This window comes from Hymenobacter monticola, from assembly GCF_022811645.1.
Classification (GTDB): Bacteria; Bacteroidota; Bacteroidia; order Cytophagales; family Hymenobacteraceae; genus Hymenobacter; species Hymenobacter monticola.
The window spans coordinates 1,297,512-1,316,863 of sequence record NZ_CP094534.1; the positions used below are offsets into that span (position 1 = coordinate 1,297,512).

Here is a 19,352-nt window from a genome sequence, read left to right on the forward strand (position 1 = left end):
CGTGCTGCTTTAGCCTAACAATAGCCAGCCCAACAGCCCCGCCCGCACCGTCCAGGCCAAAGTTCTTATCCAGTTGGTGCGCGTGAGGCCATCGATGGCGATGTATTCGAAGCCCTTTTCGAGGCGGTTGTGGAAGGGCACGGAAATGAAAAACGTGGCCGCCCACACCAGCCCCACCAGCCCCAGGCTCCACCAGCCCGCGCCGCCGGGCAGAGCGGCGCGCCCGGCCCAGGCCAGCCACAGGGCCAGCCCCAATTCCACTACCATCGGAGCCATTACCACATAGCCCATGCGACGCGTGTGGGCCGCGTGGAAGGCCACCCACGCCTCCTTCGGCACCAGCCCAAAGCTGGGGTAATGCACTACCTGCACCGTCCAGATGAGGCCAGTGAGGTAGGCCGCCGCGGCGAAATTGAGCAATAGCAATAGGTGGAGCGACATGAGCGGAAAAATTATTTCAAGCGAAACATAGCGGTTTACGGGGGCAAGCGCGGTACGCAAACGTTCCCGTAAAGAAACCCGCTGCAGTGGGCCGACAGGGCAACATTTCCGTACCCTTACGCTTGTGCGTAGGTTCGCACCGCACTTTTTGCCCTGATTATGGCTGTAAGCACCGAAACCCTGACCCAACTGTTCCCGCCCGACGCGGCGGTCATTCCCGAAGCCTGGCGCCTGCCCGAGCCCCTGCACCAGCGCGAATACCTGCTCGACGGCGAACTGCGCGAGTGGGCCGGCCCCACCCAGGAAGTCATCTCGCCCATGTTCGAGCGTCAGCCCGACGGCTCGCTCCAGCCCCGCGTCATCGGCTCCTACCCGCTGCTCGACGAGGCCGAAGCTCTCAAGGCCCTCGATGCCGCCGTGCGCGCCTACGACCACGGCCGCGGCGAGTGGCCCACCATGAGCGTGGCCGACCGCATTGCGGCCGTGGAGAAATTCACCCGCCTCATCGTGGCCCGCAAGACCGAAATCGTGAAGCTGCTGCTCTGGGAAATCGGCAAGTCGACCGGCGACTCCGAAAAGGAGTTCGACCGCACCGTCGACTACATCCGCAACACCATTGATGCTCTCAAGGACATGGACCGTGACTCGTCGCGCTTCACCATCACCGAAGGCATCATCGGCCAGATTCGGCGCTCGCCGCTGGGCGTGGTGCTCTGCATGGGCCCCTTCAACTACCCGCTGAACGAGACGTTCTGCATGCTCATCCCGGCCCTCATCATGGGCAACACCGTCCTTTTCAAACCTCCGAAACACGGTGCCCTGCTCCACTACCCGCTGCTGCAGGCTTTCACCGAAGCCTTCCCCAAGGGCGTGGTGAACACCGTGTATGGCCGCGGCAACACCGTGGTGCCGGCCCTCATGGCTTCGGGCAAGATTGATGCGCTGGGCCTCATCGGCAGCAGCCGCGTGGCCGACTCGCTCAAGAAAATGCACCCCAAGAGCAACCGCCTGCGCGCCATTCTGGGCCTCGACGCCAAGAACGCCGCCATCGTGATGCCCGACGCCGACCTCGACGTGGCCGTGAAGGAGGCCGTGCTCGGCGCGCTCAGTTTCAACGGCCAGCGCTGCACTGCCCTCAAGATGTTCCTGGTGCACGACAGCATTGCAGACACGTTTGTGGAGCGCCTCGCCACCGAAATTAACAAGCTGAAGCCCGGCATGCCTTGGGATGCGGGTGTGAACATCACGCCCCTTCCCGAGCCGCAAAAGCCGAGCTACCTGGCCGAAGTCATTGCCGATGCTCAAGCCAAAGGCGCCCGCGTGGTGAACGAAGGCGGCGGCACCGCCAGCGGCCCGCTGGTGTACCCCGCCCTGCTCTACCCCGTGCAAGAAGGCATGAAAGTGTGGCGCGAGGAACAGTTCGGCCCGGTGGTGCCGGTGGCCCGCTTCGCCCAGGTGGACGAGGCCATTCAGTACATCATCGACTCTGACCACGGCCAGCAGGTGAGCATCTTCGGCTCCGAATCGGAGGAAGTGGCCAGCCTCGTTGACCAGCTGGTGAACCAGGTGAGCCGCGTGAACATCAACGCCCAGTGCCAGCGCGGCCCCGACACCTTCCCCTTCACCGGGCGCAAGGACTCGGCCGAGGGTACCCTCTCGGTGTACGACGCGCTGCGCTCGTTCAGCATCCGCACCGTGGTAGCCACCAAGATGACGGATGCTAACAAGCACCTGCTGAACGAAATCGTGGACGGCCAGGAAAGCAGCTTTCTGAGCACCCGCTTCATTCTGTAGCGGGTTGGCGGATTGGTGGGTTGTCATTGCGAGGCATATCCGAAGCAATCCGTCCTGTCAAAGCCAGACCCACTCCTAAGTGACAAAGCCTTTTTTACCAGAAAGCCCCGGCGCCGCAGTGGTGCCGGGGCTTTCTCATTTCACGAGGTTAGTCGCTGAGAACAGGACGGATTGCCACGGGCTGCGCCCTCGCAATGACAGAAATCCACCAACCCACCAATACACTAGTCCACTACTTCGCCACCGGCAGGCTCACGGTCACGTTGGTGCCCGCGCCGGGCCGGCTCTGGATGACGAGGGTGCCGCCGTGGCGGTGCACGAAGGCCCGGCACAGCGCCAGGCCCAGGCCCAGGCCGGCGGCGCGCGGCTTGGGCGTGGGCGTAGGTTCGGGCAGGGCGGGGCCACTCATGAGCGCGGCCACGGTGGCGGCGCTCATGCCCGGCCCGGTGTCGGTGCAGCTGATGAGCACCATTTGAGGGTCGTCGGGGTCGGGGGCAGCTTCGAGGTGCACGTGGCCGCCGGTGGGCATGAACTTGAGGGCGTTGCCCACCAGGTTGCGCAGGATGGTGCGGGCCATGTTGCGGTCCACCATCAGGCGCAGGCCATCGGGGGCAGCCATGGTGATGTGCTGCCAGCTGGCAGCAGCCGTGGTTTGGTACAGCGCCTGGCACTCGGCAAAAAGCTCGGCCACCGGAATGGGCGTGGGCCGGCACTCCAGCTCACCGGTCTGGCTCACGGCCCAGTTCAGCACGTTGTCGAGCAGGTGGTTGAGGCTGTCGGCGGCCTGGCGCACCATGGCGGGCAGGCGGGCCAGGCCGGCCTGGTCGTTTTGGGCAATGTAAGAGTCGATGAGGCTGGTGACGCCGGCGAAGGCCGTGACCGGCCCGCGCAGGTCGTGGGCCACAATGGCGTAGAGCTTGTCTTTAAACGAAGCCACGCTGCGCAGCTCCACCGAAACTTTTTCCAAATCCCGGTTTTTGGCGGCCAGCTCGGAGCGGCTGCGGCGCAGGTTGCGGTAGAAATACGCGGCCACCAGCAGCGCCAGCGTGAGCACCACCACGGCCCCAATCAGCACGCGGCTGTACTCCACCTGCACGTCGTGCTGAACCGTGAGCTGGCGCAGGCGCCGCGCCCGCTCCTGGGCTTCGGAACTGACCTGCGCCGCGGCCAGCGTTTGGGCCGTTTGGCGGTTGTTGAGCGTGTCGTTCAGCTCCACGTAGCGCTGGTTCCACTCGTAGGCCTGCTTGTAGTTTTCGCGGTCGGCGGCCTCGGCCGAGAGGATGCTGTAGGCATCGAGCACGCGTTCCAAGTAGTTGCTTTGGCGGGCCAGCCGCAGGGCTTCGCGGGCGGCAGCATCGGTGCGCTCGGGCTCGCCCATCTGGATGTGGTACATCGCCAGCATGACGAGTTGGTTGGCCTGGCTGCGCAGGGCGTGCTGCCGGCGGCTGATGGCCAGCGCCTGCGTCAGTAAGCGCTTCACGCGGCCCATGTTGCCCGCCCGCATCTGATAGGTGGCCAGGCTCGAAAGGTAGTTGGCTTCGGCGGTCGAGTCGGCTTCGCGGCGGGCCAGGCCCAGGGCCAGCGAGTCGTAGTGCAGCGCCTGCGGCAGCTGCTGCCGGAAAAAATACAAGCCGCCCACGTTGCCCAGCAGCCGCATGCGGGTGCCGGGCTTCACGCCCGGCTGGCTGGCCAGCCGCAGGGCCTTGCGGTAGTGCCGCCAGGCCGTGGTGGAGTCGCGCCGCTCGTGGTACACGCTGCCCTGCGCGGTGTAGGTCCGGGCCAGGCCGTCCACGTCTTTGAGGCGGCGCGCCAGGTCCTGCGCTTCGGTGAGCAGGCTCAGGGCCTCAGCGCCGTTCGAGAGGTTGGCGTAGCAGCTGGCCAGCACCAGCAGGCTGCGCAGCAGCGGCGGGCCCTGCTGGTCGGCGGGCAGCGTGCGCGCCAAGGCCACGGCGGCTTCGCCGTAGGGCAGGGCGCGGGCGGGCTGCTCGTTGTGCAGCGCGTAGCACAGCGCGTTGAGCAGGCGCAGGCGCGCGGTGTCCGGCAGGGTTGTGGCCAGTTTTTGCCGCAGGGCTTCGGTGCGCGCCGGCAGGGGCTGGTCGGCGGTCTGCGCATGGGCAGGCCGCGCCAGCAAGCCAAAGGCAAGCAGCCAAAACAGCAAAAATCCGAGCCGGGTCATGAATGACTGCATAAGTGCGTAGTCAAAGATACACACAACCCGGCCAACTTTCACGCTTTAATGCTATTTCAAGGTATTACAGCTTGCCAATCTTTGAGCTAGCGCGATTCGTGAAATACGGCTGAAACAACCCCAGCAGCGCATTTATATTGCTTATTGCTGGCGAACTTCTGCTGCAAAATTTATTTTCATGCAGGTTGATGCAATTTTTCGCGCCAGACTGCGTCTATGCGGGCAGCCAACTTGCACGGCAGATTAGTCCTATTAAGCTGCCCCTTGCCCGGCCTGCTCGCGGGCCAGCTTGGCGTTGAGGCGGGCGGCGTCGCCGCGGCGCACCACGCGGGCAATGTGAATACTGAGCTCGTAAAGCAGCAGGATGGGGATGGTAACGATGATTTGGGCCGAGATGTCGGGCGGGGTGATGATGGCCGCGATGATGAGGATGACCACAATGGCGTGCTTGCGGTACATCTGCATGAGCTCGGGCGACACGATGCCGGCCTTGGCCAGGAAAAACACTATCATGGGCAGCTCGAACACGAACGCGCACGAGAGGCTCATGGTGCTTAGCGTGCTGATGTAGCTCTGCATGTCCATCTGGTTTTCGATGCTGGCGTCTACTGTGTAGTTGGCCAGGAACTGGATGCTGAGCGGCGCGGCGATGTAGTAGCCAAACAGCAGACCCAGAATAAACAGCACCGACACAAAGAACACTGCCCCCTGCGAATTGGCCCGCTCGTGCGGGTACAGGCCGGGCTTCACGAAGCGCCAAAGCTCCCAAAACAGGTACGGGAACGTGAGGCAGATGCCCGCCATGAAGGAAGTGCTGATGTGCATGGTGAGCTGGCCGCTCATTTGCCGGTTCTGAATCACGAAGCCGATTTTATCAATGCACAAGTCCGGGGCGTGCACCCAGGCCCCGAACTTGCAGAACATCTGGTAGGTCCAGAAATCGGGCCGCGAAGGACCCAAAATCACGTCGTGAAACAGGAAATCCTTGGCAAAAAATGCGGCAGTCGTGAACACCACCACCGCAATGGCCGCCCGGATGATGTGCCAGCGCAACGCCTCCAGGTGGTCAATGAAGGACATTTCGTGCGGTTCGCCCGAGAGGTTAGGTTGTTGAGGTTGCACGGAGGGAAATCAGGGGATTTAAGGAACAGAGGTAAAATCGTTTGTCATCCTGAGCGCAGCGAAGGACCTTATCACGCCTGTAGCAAGCAGGTAATTACTGCTAGTCGTTCAGCTGTGATAAGGTCCTTCGCTGCGCTCAGGATGACAAACGATTTTATTACCTACGTAAAAAGCTACGCAAACAGCGGGTAGTCCTGCAGCCAGGCGTTCACGCGCTGGCGCACCTGGCCGATGCGGGTGTCGTTGTCGTGGTTCATCAGGGTTTCGTCAATCAGCTCCACGATGCGCTGCATGTCCGACTCGCCCAGGCCGCGGGTAGTTACGGCGGCCGAGCCAATGCGGATGCCGCTGGTCACGAAAGGCGACTTGTCGTCGAAGGGCACCATGTTTTTGTTGATGGTGATGTCGGCGCGCACCAGGGTGTTTTCGGCCAGCTTGCCGCTGAGGCCCTTCGAGCGCAGGTCAATCAGCATGAGGTGGTTGTCGGTGCCGCCCGAGATGATGTCGTAGCCCAGGGCCACGAAGCCTTTGGCCAGTGCCTGCGCGTTGCGGGCCACCTGCTGGGTGTAGGTTTTGAAGTCGTCGGTCAGCGCCTCGCCGAAGGCCACGGCCTTGGCCGCAATGACGTGCTCCAGCGGGCCGCCCTGGGTGCCGGGGAACACGGCGCCGTCGAGCACGGCCGACATGGGCCGGATTTCGCCCTTTGGCGTTTTCAGGCCGAAGGGGTTTTCAAAGTCCTTGCCCAGCATGATGAGGCCGCCGCGCGGGCCGCGCAGGGTTTTGTGCGTGGTGGTGGTCACGATGTGGCAGTGGTCGAAGGGCGAGTTCAACAGGCCTTTGGCGATGAGGGCCGAAGGGTGCGAAATGTCGGCCAGCAGCAGGGCGCCTACCTCGTCGGCGGCTTCGCGCAGGGCGGCGTAGTTCCAGTCGCGCGAGTAGGCCGAGGCACCGCAGATAATCATCTTGGGACGCTCGCGGCGGGCTATTTCCTTGATTTTAGACCAGTCGATGAGGCCGGTTTCGCGCTCCACGCCATAAAAGCTGGGCTGGTAGAGCTTGCCCGAGAAGTTGACGGCCGAGCCGTGGGTGAGGTGGCCGCCGTGGCTGAGGTCGAAGCCGAGGATTTTGTCGCCGGGGTTCAGGCAGGCCAGCATCACGGCGGCGTTGGCCTGGGCGCCGGAGTGGGGCTGCACGTTGGCCCACTGCACGCCAAACAGCGCCTTCACGCGGTCGATGGCCAACTGCTCCACCTGGTCCACAATCTCACAGCCGCCGTAGTAGCGCTTGCCGGGCAGGCCCTCGGCGTACTTGTTGGTGAGCACGGAACCCTGGGCGGCCATCACCTGCTCCGAAACGTAGTTTTCGGAGGCAATGAGCTCTATCCCGTGGGTTTGGCGGGCTTTTTCCTGGGCAATGAGGTCGAACACGGCGGTGTCGGACAGGCGGGCGGGGGCGACGGTTTGCATGGGCGTAAAGGTAATTGAGATTCTCGGCCTGCCGGTCGTTCTGGCGTGGCGCCTCACCCCCCGGCCCCCTCTCCAAAGGGAGAGGAGGAGCCAGTCGACCTCACCATTCTACTCGCATACTCCCACGCAAACCATGCAAACGCTTGCGCCGCCGCGGCTCCCCCTCTCCCTTCGGAGAGGGGGCCGGGGGGTGAGGCGCCACGCCAGAACGACCGGTGGCCCCCGCCCGAACGATACAGCATTCCCCGTTTCCGTCGTTACTTGCCGTAGCCTTTGCTCCCTGCCATGTCTGCGCCCCTCGCCGAAACCCTTACCCAGCTGCGCGTCGGCAATCAGAAGTTCCTGATTGACTTTTACCAGCGCAGCCGGCACCTGTTTGCCCGCTGGGCCCAGCGCCAGTACCAGCTCGATGCCCCGCAGGCCCACGGCCTGCTGCAGGACACGCTGCTCGACTTCTACGACCAGGTGGCCGACGGCCGCATCACCAAAATGCCCGACGACCTGCGCGCCTTCCTCTACGGCATGGCCCAGCAGCGCCTCGAAGCCAACGTGCCCGCCCACGTGCCCCTGCCCGCCGCCGAGGCCGGCCGTCGCCAGCGCCTGCTGGCCCAGTTCAACCAGCTCGGGCCTGACTGCCAGCGGGTGCTCACCTTCTTCTATTTCCGCGGCTACCACTTCGAGAAGATGGGCGGCAAAATGGGCTTCCCCAACGCCACCGTGGCCCGCCTCCAAAAAAGCAGCTGCCTGCGCAAACTGTATGAGCTGCTGCGGTAGGTGTTCGGTTTTAGGTGTTCGGTGTTCGGTTTTAGGTGCCAGGTATTCAGTCTGGGCACCGAATGCTTGATTTTAAAGCAAGACAGCAAAACCACTTAACCTAAAACCGAACACCCAACACTCAACACCGAACACCCAACACCGAACACCCAACACCTAAAACCCAACACCTAAAACCCAACACCGAATACCGACCCCTATGGACCTCCGCCCCTACATCGACGAGCTGGAACGCTTTGCCGACGGCCAGATGCCCCCGGCCGAGCAGGAAGCCTTTGAGCTGCGCCTGGAGCAGGACGAGGCCCTGGCCGAAGCCCACGCCGCCTACGAGCAGCTGACGGCCGACCTGCGCTGGGCCGCCGGCCACGACACCCTGCGCCTGCGCCTGCAGGCCCTGGATGAGCGTATGAACGAGCGCGGCACCGCCCTGGCTCGCACCGAGCAGCGCACCCAGCAGCGCCAGCGCCGCGGCACCATCCTCGGGGTGGTGGGCACGCTACTGGTGCTGGTGGCCGGGGCCGTGGCCTTTTACCTGGGCCGCACCAGCCCCACCCGCCCCGCCCGCAGCTGGGAAGCCTACTACCAGCCCGACCCGGGCCCCCTCGTGACGCCCGCCCTGCTCCACGACCGCCCCTTGCTGGCCGAGGCCCTCGACCAGTACCAGTCGGGCCACTACCCGGCGGCGCTGCACTCGCTGGGCCGCCTCTCGCCGCCCAGCGTGGGCACCGACACCCTGCAGTACCTGCGTGGCCTCATCCTGCTACGCCAGGGCCAGGGCAGCGCCGCCCAGCTCTACCTGCGCCGCGTAGGCGAGGAAGGCGGCGCGTCCGAACTGGCCCGCCGCGCCCGCTACCACTTGGGCATGGCCTACTGGCAGGCCAAGGAGCTGGCCCCCGCCCTCGCGGAGCTGCGCGCCGTGGCCGCCGACTCGCTCAACCCCTACCGCGCCCCGGCCCGCCGGGCGGTGGCGGCGGGGGTGCTGGCGGGGCAGTAGCGGCGGAAGACCTTTCTACCGGCAGGGGTGCAAACGGGCCTGCCAGCGGCGGCAGACTCATTTGCACCCTTGCAGAAACATCTGCCACCGGCGGCAGGCTCATTTGCACCCTTGCAGAAGCACCTGCCGGCGCTGGCAGGCCCATTTGCACCCCTGCATAAGCACCTGCCAGCGGCGGCGGGCTTATTTGCACAACCGCAGCGGCATCGGCCACCACGGCGGCGCCCGGCACAGGCTATGGCGTAGGCTTGGCCGCCTTTTTGGAGCCTGCGCGGCTGGGTAGGCCGGCGTAGTCGAAGTACTTGCGGGCTTGCAGCGGCGCGCGGCGGTGCGCGTAGCAGGCGGCGGTGTGCACGTCCCAGAGGGTTTCGGCCACGGCCGCAGCAGCCGGGCCCAGGTCGTTGATGGTGTCCTGCAGCTCGGTGCGGGCCTGGGTTTTGGTGGTGCTGGCTTTCTCGTATTTTTTGAGCAGGGCACGGGCCGCGGCGCCTTGGGCCTTCACGGCGGCGTCGGGGCTGGCTTCGAGGGCTTCGGTGTAGGCCGTGAAGCGGGTGAGGCGTTCCTTTACGGGGGCCCGGGTGAGGCCGGTCAGGCCGTCGGGATAGTAGGTGGCGCGCTCGGCGGCGTGGTCGTAGAGATAGCCGGTCAGCACCTTTTTGTCGGTGGCTTGCACGAAGGTTTTGAAGGCCTCGAAGGCCGTGCCTTCGGCGTCGGTGCTGGTTTGGCTGCCGCCGCCCTGGCCCTTGCGGGTCACCAGCTCGGCGCGCAGGGCGGCGGTGGCGGTGGCCAGGGCCACGCCGTGGCCGGCCACGGTGGCGTCGACGCCGGGGGCCGCCACGGCCGTGGCCGTGAAGTCGGCAAACCTGACCAGTCCCTCGCGCGAGGCCCGCAGGTGCAGAAAGAAGTTTTCGTACTTGTCGCTCTGGTAGTCTTTCATGGGGTAAACGTGAAAGAAATGGGATACAAAAAACGGGCGACCCGGCCCCGGAAGGCCCAGCTGCCCGCGTGCGCTGGTAAATGTAAGCAAAAGCGTAGTCTTATTTTTCTATCTACAACTGTTGGTGTTTTGTGTAATTCAAAAAGCAAACGACTCAGAAACGGCAATCAAAGCGCCCGTCGGTAGCGGTGATTTTGCCGCAGCCCGGCGTTTCGAGCGTGAAGGCAAAACGCCCCGACACAATGCGCGCGACCGGGTCTAATCGGGTAATTTCTACCGTAGCAGGGTGGGCTTTGTCGGTGTAGTAAGTGCATGCAGTCACTAAATCAACAATGTTTATAAAGTCCTTTGTTGAATCAGCAAGTGTGTACCTTCCTATTGAATTTATTTTGTCTATGTTTATCTGAATGCCTTGTACCGTTCTTACACCATCTACCGTGGTGCTCCTGTTTGCAGACACGGTCAATTGTTGGCTGAAGTATTGAGCATTCAACAGCGGCCCTGCGAAGGGGCTACCGGCCTGGGTCCACGCTTTACCGTTGAGGAGGCAGCCGAAGGTGCCTTTGCCGGTCTGGGTTTCGGCCGGCAGCTGGGCCAGCGGGTCCGGCGGGGCGGGGGCGGGGTCGTTGCGGCGGCAGTGGCTCAGGCCCAGCAGGGCCGCCAGCGCCAGGGCGGCGGGAAGGTGTTTGGTCATGAGCGGGCGGCGGAAAAAGGGTGGCGGTGCGTGGGAAAGGTCGCTGGGGCGGCGGTGAAGCCGTTGGGGACGGTAAAGACAAGCGCGGCGGTTAGGGCGAGGGGATGAGTGGCTTCATGGTAAAAAAAGGAAAGGCGTGAAAAGGGAAAAGCAACCCTGTTACTTGAGCCGCACGTCGAAGCGGCCCTGGGTGACGGTCACCGTTTTGCCGCTACGGTAGTCGAGAGCCGTGAACTCGAACGTGCCCGCCGCGATGCGCGCCACCGTGTCGATGCGCGTCAGCGTCACCGTGCCCGGGTACGTAGCAGTAGTGTAATGGCTAATGCCATTTATAATGTATGAGCCATAGCTGGCCGTCTGCGTTTCACCGAGCGGGTAAGTGCCGGGGCGGAAAGCGTTGCGCAAGGCGAATTCGACGTAGCCGCCGCCGCGGGCCGAGACGAGGACGTCGGTGCGGTAGATGGATGCTTCGAGCGGGTCGCGGCTGCTGCTGTTGATGCCCGTCGGGGGCTTGGGGCCGAACGCCTGCCCGTCCACCAGGCAGCCGAACGTATTGCGGCCCTCCTGCGTGGCGGCGGGCAGGCCGGCGTCGGGGGCGTCTTTCTTGCAAGCGGCGGCCAGCAGGGCAGCGGCATACAGCGCGGCTAAGAATTGTTTTTTCATGGCTGGGGATAGGTAGAATCCGGGATGCCGCAGGTGCCGGGCAGTGGGGCCCGGCACTGCTCAAACGTAGAAAGGCTTGCCGCAATAAGCAAATAAATATTTCTACAAATCAGACATTTGCATTCGGCTGAATGCTCCTACTGTCAGTTACTTGTGCTGCTCTACTTGGTTGTTTGGGCGCATTACCGGGCCGCACCAAAGGACTTTTCAGGGCTCGTCCGCCCCCGTTCATCTCCTAGCAAGCCAGAAGCCCCGGCCACTTGCGTAGCCGGGGCTTCCGGGTTGGGGCGGGGGCGGTTAGTAGCGCGAACTCTGTAGTTCGCGTGCCCCGCGCCGTTAGCGCCGTTCGGGTGTCGTACTGGCACGCGAACTACAGAGTTCGCGCTACTGCCGCGCTATTCCTTCACCACGCGCTGGCGCAGCACCTGGCCGGCCACGGTGGCGGTGAGGGTGTAGGCACCGGCCGGGGCCACGGGCTGCACCAGCAGCGGGGCCGCGCCGGGGGCCACTTCCTGGCGCCACACCTCGCGGCCCAGGCCGTCGAGCAGGCGCAGGGTGGCGGTGGTAGCGCTGGGGTGCGTGAGGGCCACGGTCAGGCTCGGGCCGAACTGCGTGGGGTAGGCGGCGAAGGCGGGCGCGGCGTCCTCAAAGGTCAGCTTGTGGGGGCCGAAGTAGCGGGGCTCGCCGGGGGTGCGGTCGTCCTGGCGCAGGCGGTAGTAGCGCAGGCCGGCTTTGCCCGCGCTGGCGTCCACAAAACGGTAGGTGCGGGCGGTGCTGCTGTTGGCCCCTTCCGCCGCTACGAAGCCAATTTCGCGGAAGGTCTGGCCGTCCGTCGAGACTTCGATGCCGAAGCCGCGGTTGTCCTTTTCGGTGGCGGTGGTCCAGGTCAGCACGGCGTTGCGGCCCTGGCGCTCGGCTTGAAAGGCGGTGAGGCCCACCGGCAGCGGCGCGTTGATATCGCCCAGCGTCCAGCGCGAGAAACCGTCCACGCGGTTGAGCACGGCGTAGCCGGTGCCGGCGGGTGTGCCCGCGCCGGCGCTGCTCACGCCCTTGTTCACCCAGGTCACGCCCCCGTTGCTCGACTTGAAGAAGCGCAGGTTGCTGCGGCTGATGCCATTGAGCTCGTGGTCGAGGTAGCGCAGGGTCAGGGCCAGGTCGAGGCCGGTGAGTACGTCGGCGTCAATGTCGTAGTAGCGCAGGATGCCCTGGCGGCCGCCCGCACCCACCGGTGCCGTGCCCGTGATGCGCGTCACGAAAGTGGCGCCGGGCAGGGTCGAGCCATTGGCGGGCAGCATTTCGAGGCCCACGCCGCCGAAGTCTTCCAGGGTGCCGGCAGTGGGCGTGCGGTTCACTTCCACGCGGCCCAGCACGTAGCTGGCATCGGTTTCGCTCAGGTTGGCCAGGCGGTCGAGCGTGAGGCTGTAGCGGCCGGTGGCCAGCACCCCCTGCAGCATCTGCACGCCGTTGTAGACGGTGGCGTTGTTGGTGAGGGTTTTGGTGCCCGTGCCGTTCACTTCCAGGTTGAAGTAGAGGCCGCCGCTCACGGTCTGGGGGCCGGTGCCGGTCAGTTTCACCTTGCCCGTGGAGCAGGTGAACTGGCCCGTATTGGTCATGTTGCCCCGGATTTCAATGTCGCCCAGCGTCTGGGCAAAGGTGCCGGAGTTGATGAAGTTGCCGGTGATGAGCATGTCGCCGCCGGTGTGGTTCAGAATGCCCGCGTTGGTGAGGTTGCCCTGCACGATGGTCAGGCCGTTTTCCACCACCATCAGCTGCCCGCTGCTCACCGCAAACGAGCCCAGCACGGTGGTGGCGCGGCTTACCAGGCTGTTTACGCCGCTGGTGCCGGTGTTGCTCACGCCCGACACGGTGTTGCCCGACAGCTCGTTGCGCCCGGCATCGACGCCAAACGCGGTGAGGGCCGCCGAGCTCGTGCCCGTCAAGCTCACGTTGCTCACCGTGTTGCCCGTCACCTCGTTGGTGAGGCTGGTGCTGCTGCCGCAGTTCATCACGATGCCGCGGAAGCTCTGCGTGCCGGCATTCGTCCAAGTGCCGACCGTAGCGTTTGCCGCCTGCCCGCCAATCACGTTGTTCGACACCAGCGCGTCGTTGGCGCCGCTGCCGGGGCCGAAGTCGATGCCGGTTTGGGCGGTGGTGGGCACCGAGGACGCGTTGTAGTAAATGCTGTTGTTGCTGATGGTCCAGGCGTCGCCGTTGCCGGCCGCCACCAGCACGCCGGTGCGGGTGAAGTTGGACAGCTCGTTGCGCGTGAGAGCGAAGCCGTCGTTGGTGCCGCCGCCCGCGTTGGCCGCGTACACCAGGTTGGCGGGCAGCTGCGAGGGATTGGCGTTGTACACGAAGCTTTGCGTGAGGGTGTTGTAGTCGTTGCCGGTGCTGGCACCGTCGCCCACCACCACTACGCCGCTGGTGAAGGAAGAAGCCGCGCCGCGCACCAGGATTTCGCTGGCCGTGTTGTGCGAGGCATCGCCGCTGAACACCAGTGTGGGCGCCAGCTGGCTGGTTTGGCGCAGGGTAAGGGCGCGCGTGCTGCCAGTGGTGCCGTTGGTGCTGTTGTTGCCGCTGAGCGTGACGTAGGCACTGCCCGCCCCGAAGGTAAACGTGCCGTTGATGATGGGCGTTGCGCCCGCGCCGGGCTTGATGGTGAGCGTGTTGGTGGCTGTGCCGGTGATGGTCACCAGCACATCTTCCGAGTACGAGCCGCTGAGCAGCTGCACCTCGTAGGACTGCGTGAGCGGCGAGGGAATGGCCGCCAGCGCCTGGGTGATGGTGGCATAGTTGGCCTGCCCATTGCCGACGGTGATGATGACGGCCGCTTGGGCGCGGATGCCAAGTAGCAGCAGCCCGGTTAGCAGCAGGGCCACCACCTGCCAGCGGCGGCGCTCCCACCACGGGAGCGTAGGCAAAGGACCAAAAGCATGAATGGTCGAGGGTAGGGGTTGTTTCATGATAATGGAGAAAAGGAATGAAGCGACTTTGCTGGCGTTGCAAGCCAACTACTATCATCCTTGCGCTGCGAGCCGCTTGAGCAACCTGGCATAATTCAATTTATGCCTTAAGTCGCTCATTGAACCGGCTTTGCTCAAACTTTTAAGCAACCAAAGAAAATAGCATTTATCAAACTTATCACCTTCTCTATCAAACGGCAATAGCCTCTTCAAACATGGATTAGCATAGTCCTATTCATTGACTATTTTGTTTCCACGTTTCTATCGATTTCCAAATATTCTCCAATTATATTTTTATCATCCGGATAAAATAGTACATTTTTTTAAACTTTATCAGGCTTACGCGAAGCTGAATTATCACAATGAGTTAAATATAATTTTTTCCATCAGACTCAAGGCTCAAATATAAACATTCGATAAGGCAGTGAATTATTGCTATTCTATTTACACGCAATAGTGCAAAAGCCCGTGCCATTCCCATCAGGAACAGTGCGGGCTTTTTGAGCATAACGATGGACTAACTACCGCTTGCCGATGGGGTAAGCCGGCTCGCAGTTGGGCACCGAAGTCAGTTCCCAAGTATCCAAGTTCAGGGCTGTGAGGTGGGCCAGCTCAGGGTTGTTGCGGTACACACAGCCCGTGTCGAGGCCCAGCGCGCCGGGGCGGGCGGCGGCTTTGCTGCGCACCTTGGCCGCGGCGGTGGGCACGTGGCCGTGCAGCAGGCGCTTGCCGGCCAGCCGCGAAGGGTCGTACACAAACTTTTTGGTGCTGAGCATGGTGGCGTAGTCGCGGCGCATCTCGGCGGGGGGCAGCGCGAAGTTGTAGCCGGCGTGCACCAGCACGAAATCGGGCAGCTCAATCTCAAAAGGCAGGGCGGCCAGCCAGTCAAGGTAGGGCTGCGGGATATTGGCCGCGCGCCGCACCCTGAAGCTGCGCAGCGTGGGCTGCCGGCCGCGCAGGCCTGCCCAGTCCCAGCTCCAGCGGTGGCGGGCGGCCGAAAGCAGGGCGTGGTCGTGGTTGCCGCGCAGGCAGCGCACCTGGTAGCCGCCGGCCTGCAGCTGCATCAGGTAGTCGAGCACGCCGCGGCTGTCGGGGCCTTTGTTCACGTAGTCGCCCAGCAGGTAAAGCTCGTCCGTTTTGGCGAGTTGCAACTCTTCTTCCACGAGGCGGCGGAAGGTGTGCAGGCAGCCGTGCAGGTCGGAAGCAGCGAAGCGGCGCATGGGCGTTTTGGGTGAGGAAGGGCAAAAAAGAACGTCATACAGCGCTGACACGCTGCATGACGTTCTGGAGTTAATCTTTGTGGCCTTGCGCTAGTGCCCGCCGCCGTAGGCCGGCTGGTCGAGCTGCGGCTTGTCGGTGTTGCGGTTGGGGTGGCGCTGGCCGGCGTCGAGGGCCTCTTGTTCGAGGCGGGCCTGGGTGGCCTCGTCCAAGTCACTTACGGGCAGGTCGCCGGTGCCTTTGGGCAGGCCTTCGCCGGCGGGAGCGCCGTGGTTTTCACCGGACTGTTGGTTGGTGTTATTGCTTTTGTAGGGCATGATGAAGGAAGTTAAAATGTGGAAAATGCGGAAGGATTTTTAACGTCGGTTCTGCGCTGCCAAAAGCCGGAGCTTACTGGTCGATGGCCGTATCGGCGGCGTTCGGGTCGTTGAGCTCGGCATTGGTATCGGTGCCGGTGATGGGCTTGATGGGGCGGGGCTCCATCTGGCCCATGCCCACGCGGGAGTTGGGGTTCAGCATCTCATCTACGCCGGGACGGCGGTCGTGTAGGTCCAAATCATCGACGGGGCGGCCACTGGGCTCAATGGTGTCGGTGAGGTCGTCGTCGGCGGGCAGGTCCTGGTTTTCGCGGCCGGCGCGGCCCTCGTCGTTCGAGCGAATGTTGTCGGGCGGCGGGGCCATGGAATCGGCCGTTTCGTTTACGCCCAGGGCCGTTTCGCCACCCGAGGTGTCGGAGCCGAAGCCTTCTTTGCCGTCGCGGTTGCCGAAGCCGCCGCGCGCCGCTTCGTTCTTGGGCGGGTCGGCGTTGGGAATGTGGTGGCCGGCTTCCATCTCTTCGTTGGTGGTGTCGTCATTGATGACGCGAATAGGGCGGTTGTTGGGGTCGATGGCCATTTTCTTAGGGTGTGAGGGTGCGAGGGTATGGGGGTGGGAAGTGGCGTAGGAAAATGTGTACTTTGGTTTGGCTGTTTGGGTTGTGCTTTGCCCGCCGCGCCGGCCGCGTCCCCCTTATACGCTTTCCCTTTACTTTCCTTCCTTGAACCATGTGGACTGAAACCGACAACAGCCTGCACCGCAGCTTCCGCTTCGCCGACTTTAAAACGGCCTTCGCCTTCCTCACCGACGTAGCCGCCGAAGCCGAGCGGCTCGACCATCACCCCTGGTTCAGCAACGAATACAACGTGGTAGAATTCCGCCTGCGCACCCACGACGCCGGCAACGCCGTGACCCGGCGCGACCACCGGTTGGCCGCAGCCATCGATGCGGTGGCGGCGCGGCATGGGGCGGAGTAGGGAGGAGGGTACCTATTATGGCGAGGTGTAGGCTAAGCAATCTGCCCTGTCAACACCAAACACGCTCATTTGCGAGAAAGTCCCGGCCCTACACAGGGTCAGGCCTTTTGCGTTTCAAAAGGGCTTCGGCACATTAAATGGCCAGTCGCTGAGAACAGGACGGGTTGCTTCGGCGGCGCCTCGCCATGCCAGAGCCTAATCCACCATTCCGCCAATCCACCAACCCGCTACCTTTGCGCCATGCCCAACACGGTTCTGTACCTCGTGCCCACGCCCATCGGCAATCTGGAAGATATTACGCTGCGGGCCATCCGTATTCTGGGCGAAGTGGGCACTGTGCTTTGCGAAGACACCCGCACCAGCGGCCGCCTCATGCAGCACCTGGGCCTGAAAAAGCCGCTCCTCTCCTACCACCTGCACAACGAGCACCAGCAAGTGCCGCGCCTGCTGGCCCGCCTGGAGCAGGGCGAAACCATGGCCCTGGTATCGGACGCCGGCACGCCCGGAATTTCCGACCCTGGGTTTCTGTTGGTGCGGGAGTGCTTGGCCAAAGGCCTGGGCGTGGAGTGCCTGCCCGGCGCCACGGCCTTCGTGCCGGCGTTGCTGAAGTCGGGCTTCGGGGCCGAGCGGTTCACGTTCGAGGGCTTTTTGCCAGTGAAAAAGGGACGGCAAACGCGCCTGGCGCAATTGGCAACGGAGACGCGCACCATGATTTTCTACGAGTCGCCGCACCGCATCGTGAAAACCCTGGGCCAGTTGGCCGAAGTGCTGGGCCCCACCCGCCCGGCTTCGGTCAGCCGCGAATTGACTAAATTGTTTGAGGAAACCGTGACCGGTACGCTGGCCAGCCTGGAAGCTGACTTCGCGGCCCGGCCCGCTATTAAAGGAGAAATTGTCGTTGTCGTCGAAGGAAACCTTGCCCCGCCCGCCCGCGAGCCCCGCCCCGGCCGCGAAGACCGAAACCGCCGCCCCGCCGACGAGGCCGATGACGACCTCGACCCCGACGGCGACGACTAGCCTGCTGCGGCTGCGCACGCCCGTGCTGGCCGTGCTGGGCGCGCTGCTGCTGAGCGGCGGCTGGGCCCCGTGGCCTACGGCCTGGCTGGTGCCGCTGCTGTTCGTCGGCTGGCTGCCCTACCTCGTCATGGAGCGCAAGCTCACGCTGGAAGGCGCCCGCAAGGGCCGCGTGTTTGCCAGCACCTACCTCATGTTGGTGCTGTGGAACGCCCTCACCACCTGGTGGGTAAGCTACGCCGAGCTGGCTGCCGGCATTGCCGCCGTGGTGCTGAACGCGCTGCTGATGTGCCTTCCCCTCATGGCCTTCCGCCAAACCAAGAAGCGCCTGGGCAACCGTTGGGGCTACCTGTCGCTGCCGGTGTACTGGATTGCATTTGAGCAGCTGCACCTGCACTGGGACATCACCTGGCCCTGGCTCACGCTGGGCAATGGCTTTGCAGCCGCACCGCAGTGGGTGCAGTGGTATGAGTACACGGGCTTCCTGGGCGGCTCGGTGTGGGTATGGGCGGTGAACCTGTTGCTGTTTTTCTGGCTGGTCTCGAAAGAAGCAAAGGCCAAAGCCAGAGACATGGAACCTGCTGATTTGCCAAATGATGGCAGCAGTGCTCCACTTTTCACTGTCAAGCTTCTGACGCCTCTTTTAGTCATTTTTCTGCCCATTGCCCTGTCGTACTTCATCGGGGCCACTTACCAGGAAAAAGGCCCCACGGCCGAAGTCATCGTGGTGCAGCCCAACCTCGACCCCTACGTGGAGAAGTTTGAGGGCGGCGCGCAGTTTGTGCCTTACGACGAGCAGTTGACGCGCCTGCTAAAACTCTCGGAGCAGAAGCTGACGCCGGAAACCCGCCTCATCATCTGGCCCGAAACGGCGTTGGAAGAGCCCTATTGGGAGAATACGATTGAAAGCAACCCCAAAATCCGCCGCGTGCGGGCCTGGCTGGCGCGGCACCCCGGCGTGGCTTTGCTCACGGGCATCACCACCCTGGGCTCTTACCCCAACAAGGAAGCGGCCAGCGAAACGGCCCGCTACCGCGACGACCTTGGCTACTACGACTTCTTCAATTCGGCTGCCTACTTTGCCGATGCCGCGGCGCCCGTGGCCCTCTACCACAAGTCGCGCCTCGTGCCCGGCGTGGAGAAGATTCCGCCGGTGCTGGTTGCCATCGTGTCGCACATCGACCTGGGCGGCACCGTGGGCAGCGTGGGCAGCCAGGCCGACCGCACGGTGTTTGCCGCACCGGCCAACGCGCCCGCTTTGCGCCTGGCCCCCATCATCTGCTACGAGTCCATTTACGGCGATTTTGTGGGCGAATACGCCCGCAACGGCGCCACCCTGCTGGGCCTGCCCACCAACGACGCCTGGTGGCACGACTCGCCCGGCTACCGGCAGCTGCTGAGCTACGGCCAGCTGCGCTGCATCGAGACGCGCCGCGACCTGGCCCGCTCGGCCAACACGGGCTTCACCGGCTTCATCAACCAGAAAGGCGAAATCACCCAACGCGAAACGGCCTGGATTCCGACATCCAGCCGCGCCACGGTGCATCTCAACACGGAGACGACGTTCTACGTCCGCTTCGGCGAACTGATTGGCCGCGGGGCGCAGCTTGCGGCGGTGCTGCTTTTGGTGGTGGCTGTGGTGGTGGGCTGGCGCCGAAAGCAGGCCGCGGCGTAGAGACGTAACATATTGCGTCTCGTCGTTGAACGACTCGCGCTGCACAAACGCGCTGTGCCGTTTCCACAAACAACTAAACAACATCAGCAACGACAAGACGCAACATGTTGCGTCTCT

The 19,352-nt window shown here is 63.6% G+C and carries 17 protein-coding genes; 6 read left to right on the forward strand and 11 right to left on the reverse strand.

Annotation, left to right across the window (positions count from 1 at the left end; all coding sequences use genetic code 11):
• Positions 1–9: 9 nt before the first annotated feature.
• Positions 10–441: a hypothetical protein gene (locus tag MTP16_RS05500; protein ID WP_243516598.1), complete on the reverse strand. Its 432-nt coding sequence runs from the start codon at positions 439–441 to the stop codon at positions 10–12.
• A 159-nt stretch (positions 442–600) separates the two neighbouring features.
• Between MTP16_RS05500 and MTP16_RS05505 the strand changes: the two genes are divergently transcribed.
• Positions 601–2,235, forward strand: coding sequence for an NADP-dependent glyceraldehyde-3-phosphate dehydrogenase (locus MTP16_RS05505; RefSeq protein WP_243516599.1), 1,635 nt, complete (start codon positions 601–603; stop codon positions 2,233–2,235).
• Positions 2,236–2,467: 232 nt separating this feature from the next.
• Here MTP16_RS05505 and MTP16_RS05510 read toward each other — a convergent pair whose 3' ends face one another.
• The 3 genes from MTP16_RS05510 to MTP16_RS05520 form a co-directional block, all read right to left on the reverse strand.
• On the reverse strand, positions 2,468–4,411 hold the full coding sequence (locus MTP16_RS05510) for an ATP-binding protein (RefSeq protein ID WP_243516602.1): 1,944 nt from the start codon (positions 4,409–4,411) through the stop codon (positions 2,468–2,470).
• 264 nt (positions 4,412–4,675) lie between these two features.
• Positions 4,676–5,545, reverse strand: a complete 870-nt coding sequence (tatC, locus tag MTP16_RS05515) for a twin-arginine translocase subunit TatC (protein WP_243516604.1) — start codon at positions 5,543–5,545, stop codon at positions 4,676–4,678.
• A gap of 173 nt (positions 5,546–5,718) precedes the next feature.
• Positions 5,719–7,011, reverse strand: a complete 1,293-nt coding sequence (locus tag MTP16_RS05520; protein WP_243516606.1) for a serine hydroxymethyltransferase — start codon at positions 7,009–7,011, stop codon at positions 5,719–5,721.
• A 285-nt stretch (positions 7,012–7,296) separates the two neighbouring features.
• Between MTP16_RS05520 and MTP16_RS05525 the strand changes: the two genes are divergently transcribed.
• A complete protein-coding gene (locus tag MTP16_RS05525) occupies positions 7,297–7,785 on the forward strand; it encodes an RNA polymerase sigma factor (protein ID WP_243516607.1) in 489 nt (162 codons plus the stop codon).
• Positions 7,786–7,984: 199 nt separating this feature from the next.
• Positions 7,985–8,779, forward strand: a complete 795-nt coding sequence (locus MTP16_RS05530; RefSeq protein WP_243516609.1) for a hypothetical protein — start codon at positions 7,985–7,987, stop codon at positions 8,777–8,779.
• A gap of 235 nt (positions 8,780–9,014) precedes the next feature.
• On the opposite strand, the gene MTP16_RS05535 is transcribed toward MTP16_RS05530, so the two are convergent.
• From MTP16_RS05535 to MTP16_RS05565, 7 genes are all read right to left on the reverse strand, one after another.
• On the reverse strand, positions 9,015–9,716 hold the full coding sequence (locus MTP16_RS05535) for a hypothetical protein (protein WP_243516611.1): 702 nt from the start codon (positions 9,714–9,716) through the stop codon (positions 9,015–9,017).
• Positions 9,717–9,870: 154 nt separating this feature from the next.
• Entirely contained in the window at positions 9,871–10,410 is a 540-nt protein-coding gene (locus MTP16_RS05540) for a hypothetical protein (protein WP_243516613.1), read from the reverse strand.
• A gap of 159 nt (positions 10,411–10,569) precedes the next feature.
• A complete protein-coding gene (locus MTP16_RS05545; protein ID WP_243516615.1) occupies positions 10,570–11,073 on the reverse strand; it encodes a DUF6252 family protein in 504 nt (167 codons plus the stop codon).
• Between the two features lie 395 nt (positions 11,074–11,468).
• The gene (locus tag MTP16_RS05550) at positions 11,469–14,036 is read right to left on the reverse strand and encodes a beta strand repeat-containing protein (RefSeq protein ID WP_243516617.1); all 2,568 of its coding nucleotides are present in this window, start codon (positions 14,034–14,036) and stop codon (positions 11,469–11,471) included.
• 521 nt (positions 14,037–14,557) lie between these two features.
• A complete protein-coding gene (locus tag MTP16_RS05555; RefSeq protein WP_243516619.1) occupies positions 14,558–15,256 on the reverse strand; it encodes a metallophosphoesterase family protein in 699 nt (232 codons plus the stop codon).
• 90 nt (positions 15,257–15,346) lie between these two features.
• Entirely contained in the window at positions 15,347–15,571 is a 225-nt protein-coding gene (locus MTP16_RS05560) for a hypothetical protein (RefSeq protein ID WP_243516621.1), read from the reverse strand.
• Positions 15,572–15,644: 73 nt separating this feature from the next.
• Complete coding sequence (locus tag MTP16_RS05565; protein WP_243516623.1) at positions 15,645–16,148, reverse strand: hypothetical protein; 504 nt, start codon at positions 16,146–16,148, stop codon at positions 15,645–15,647.
• Positions 16,149–16,297: 149 nt separating this feature from the next.
• Here MTP16_RS05565 and MTP16_RS05570 point away from each other — a divergent pair, with 149 nt between their 5' ends.
• The 3 genes from MTP16_RS05570 (at position 16,298) to lnt (ending at position 19,235) form a co-directional block, all read left to right on the forward strand.
• Positions 16,298–16,546, forward strand: coding sequence for a 4a-hydroxytetrahydrobiopterin dehydratase (locus MTP16_RS05570; RefSeq protein ID WP_243516625.1), 249 nt, complete (start codon positions 16,298–16,300; stop codon positions 16,544–16,546).
• A 240-nt stretch (positions 16,547–16,786) separates the two neighbouring features.
• Positions 16,787–17,563, forward strand: coding sequence for a 16S rRNA (cytidine(1402)-2'-O)-methyltransferase (gene rsmI, locus MTP16_RS05575; RefSeq protein WP_243516627.1), 777 nt, complete (start codon positions 16,787–16,789; stop codon positions 17,561–17,563).
• Positions 17,532–19,235 (forward strand): apolipoprotein N-acyltransferase, encoded by a 1,704-nt coding sequence (gene lnt / locus MTP16_RS05580; protein ID WP_243516629.1) that lies wholly within the window; start codon positions 17,532–17,534, stop codon positions 19,233–19,235. The genes rsmI and lnt overlap by 32 nt, the downstream gene beginning before the upstream one ends.
• Positions 19,236–19,352: the final 117 nt, after the last annotated feature.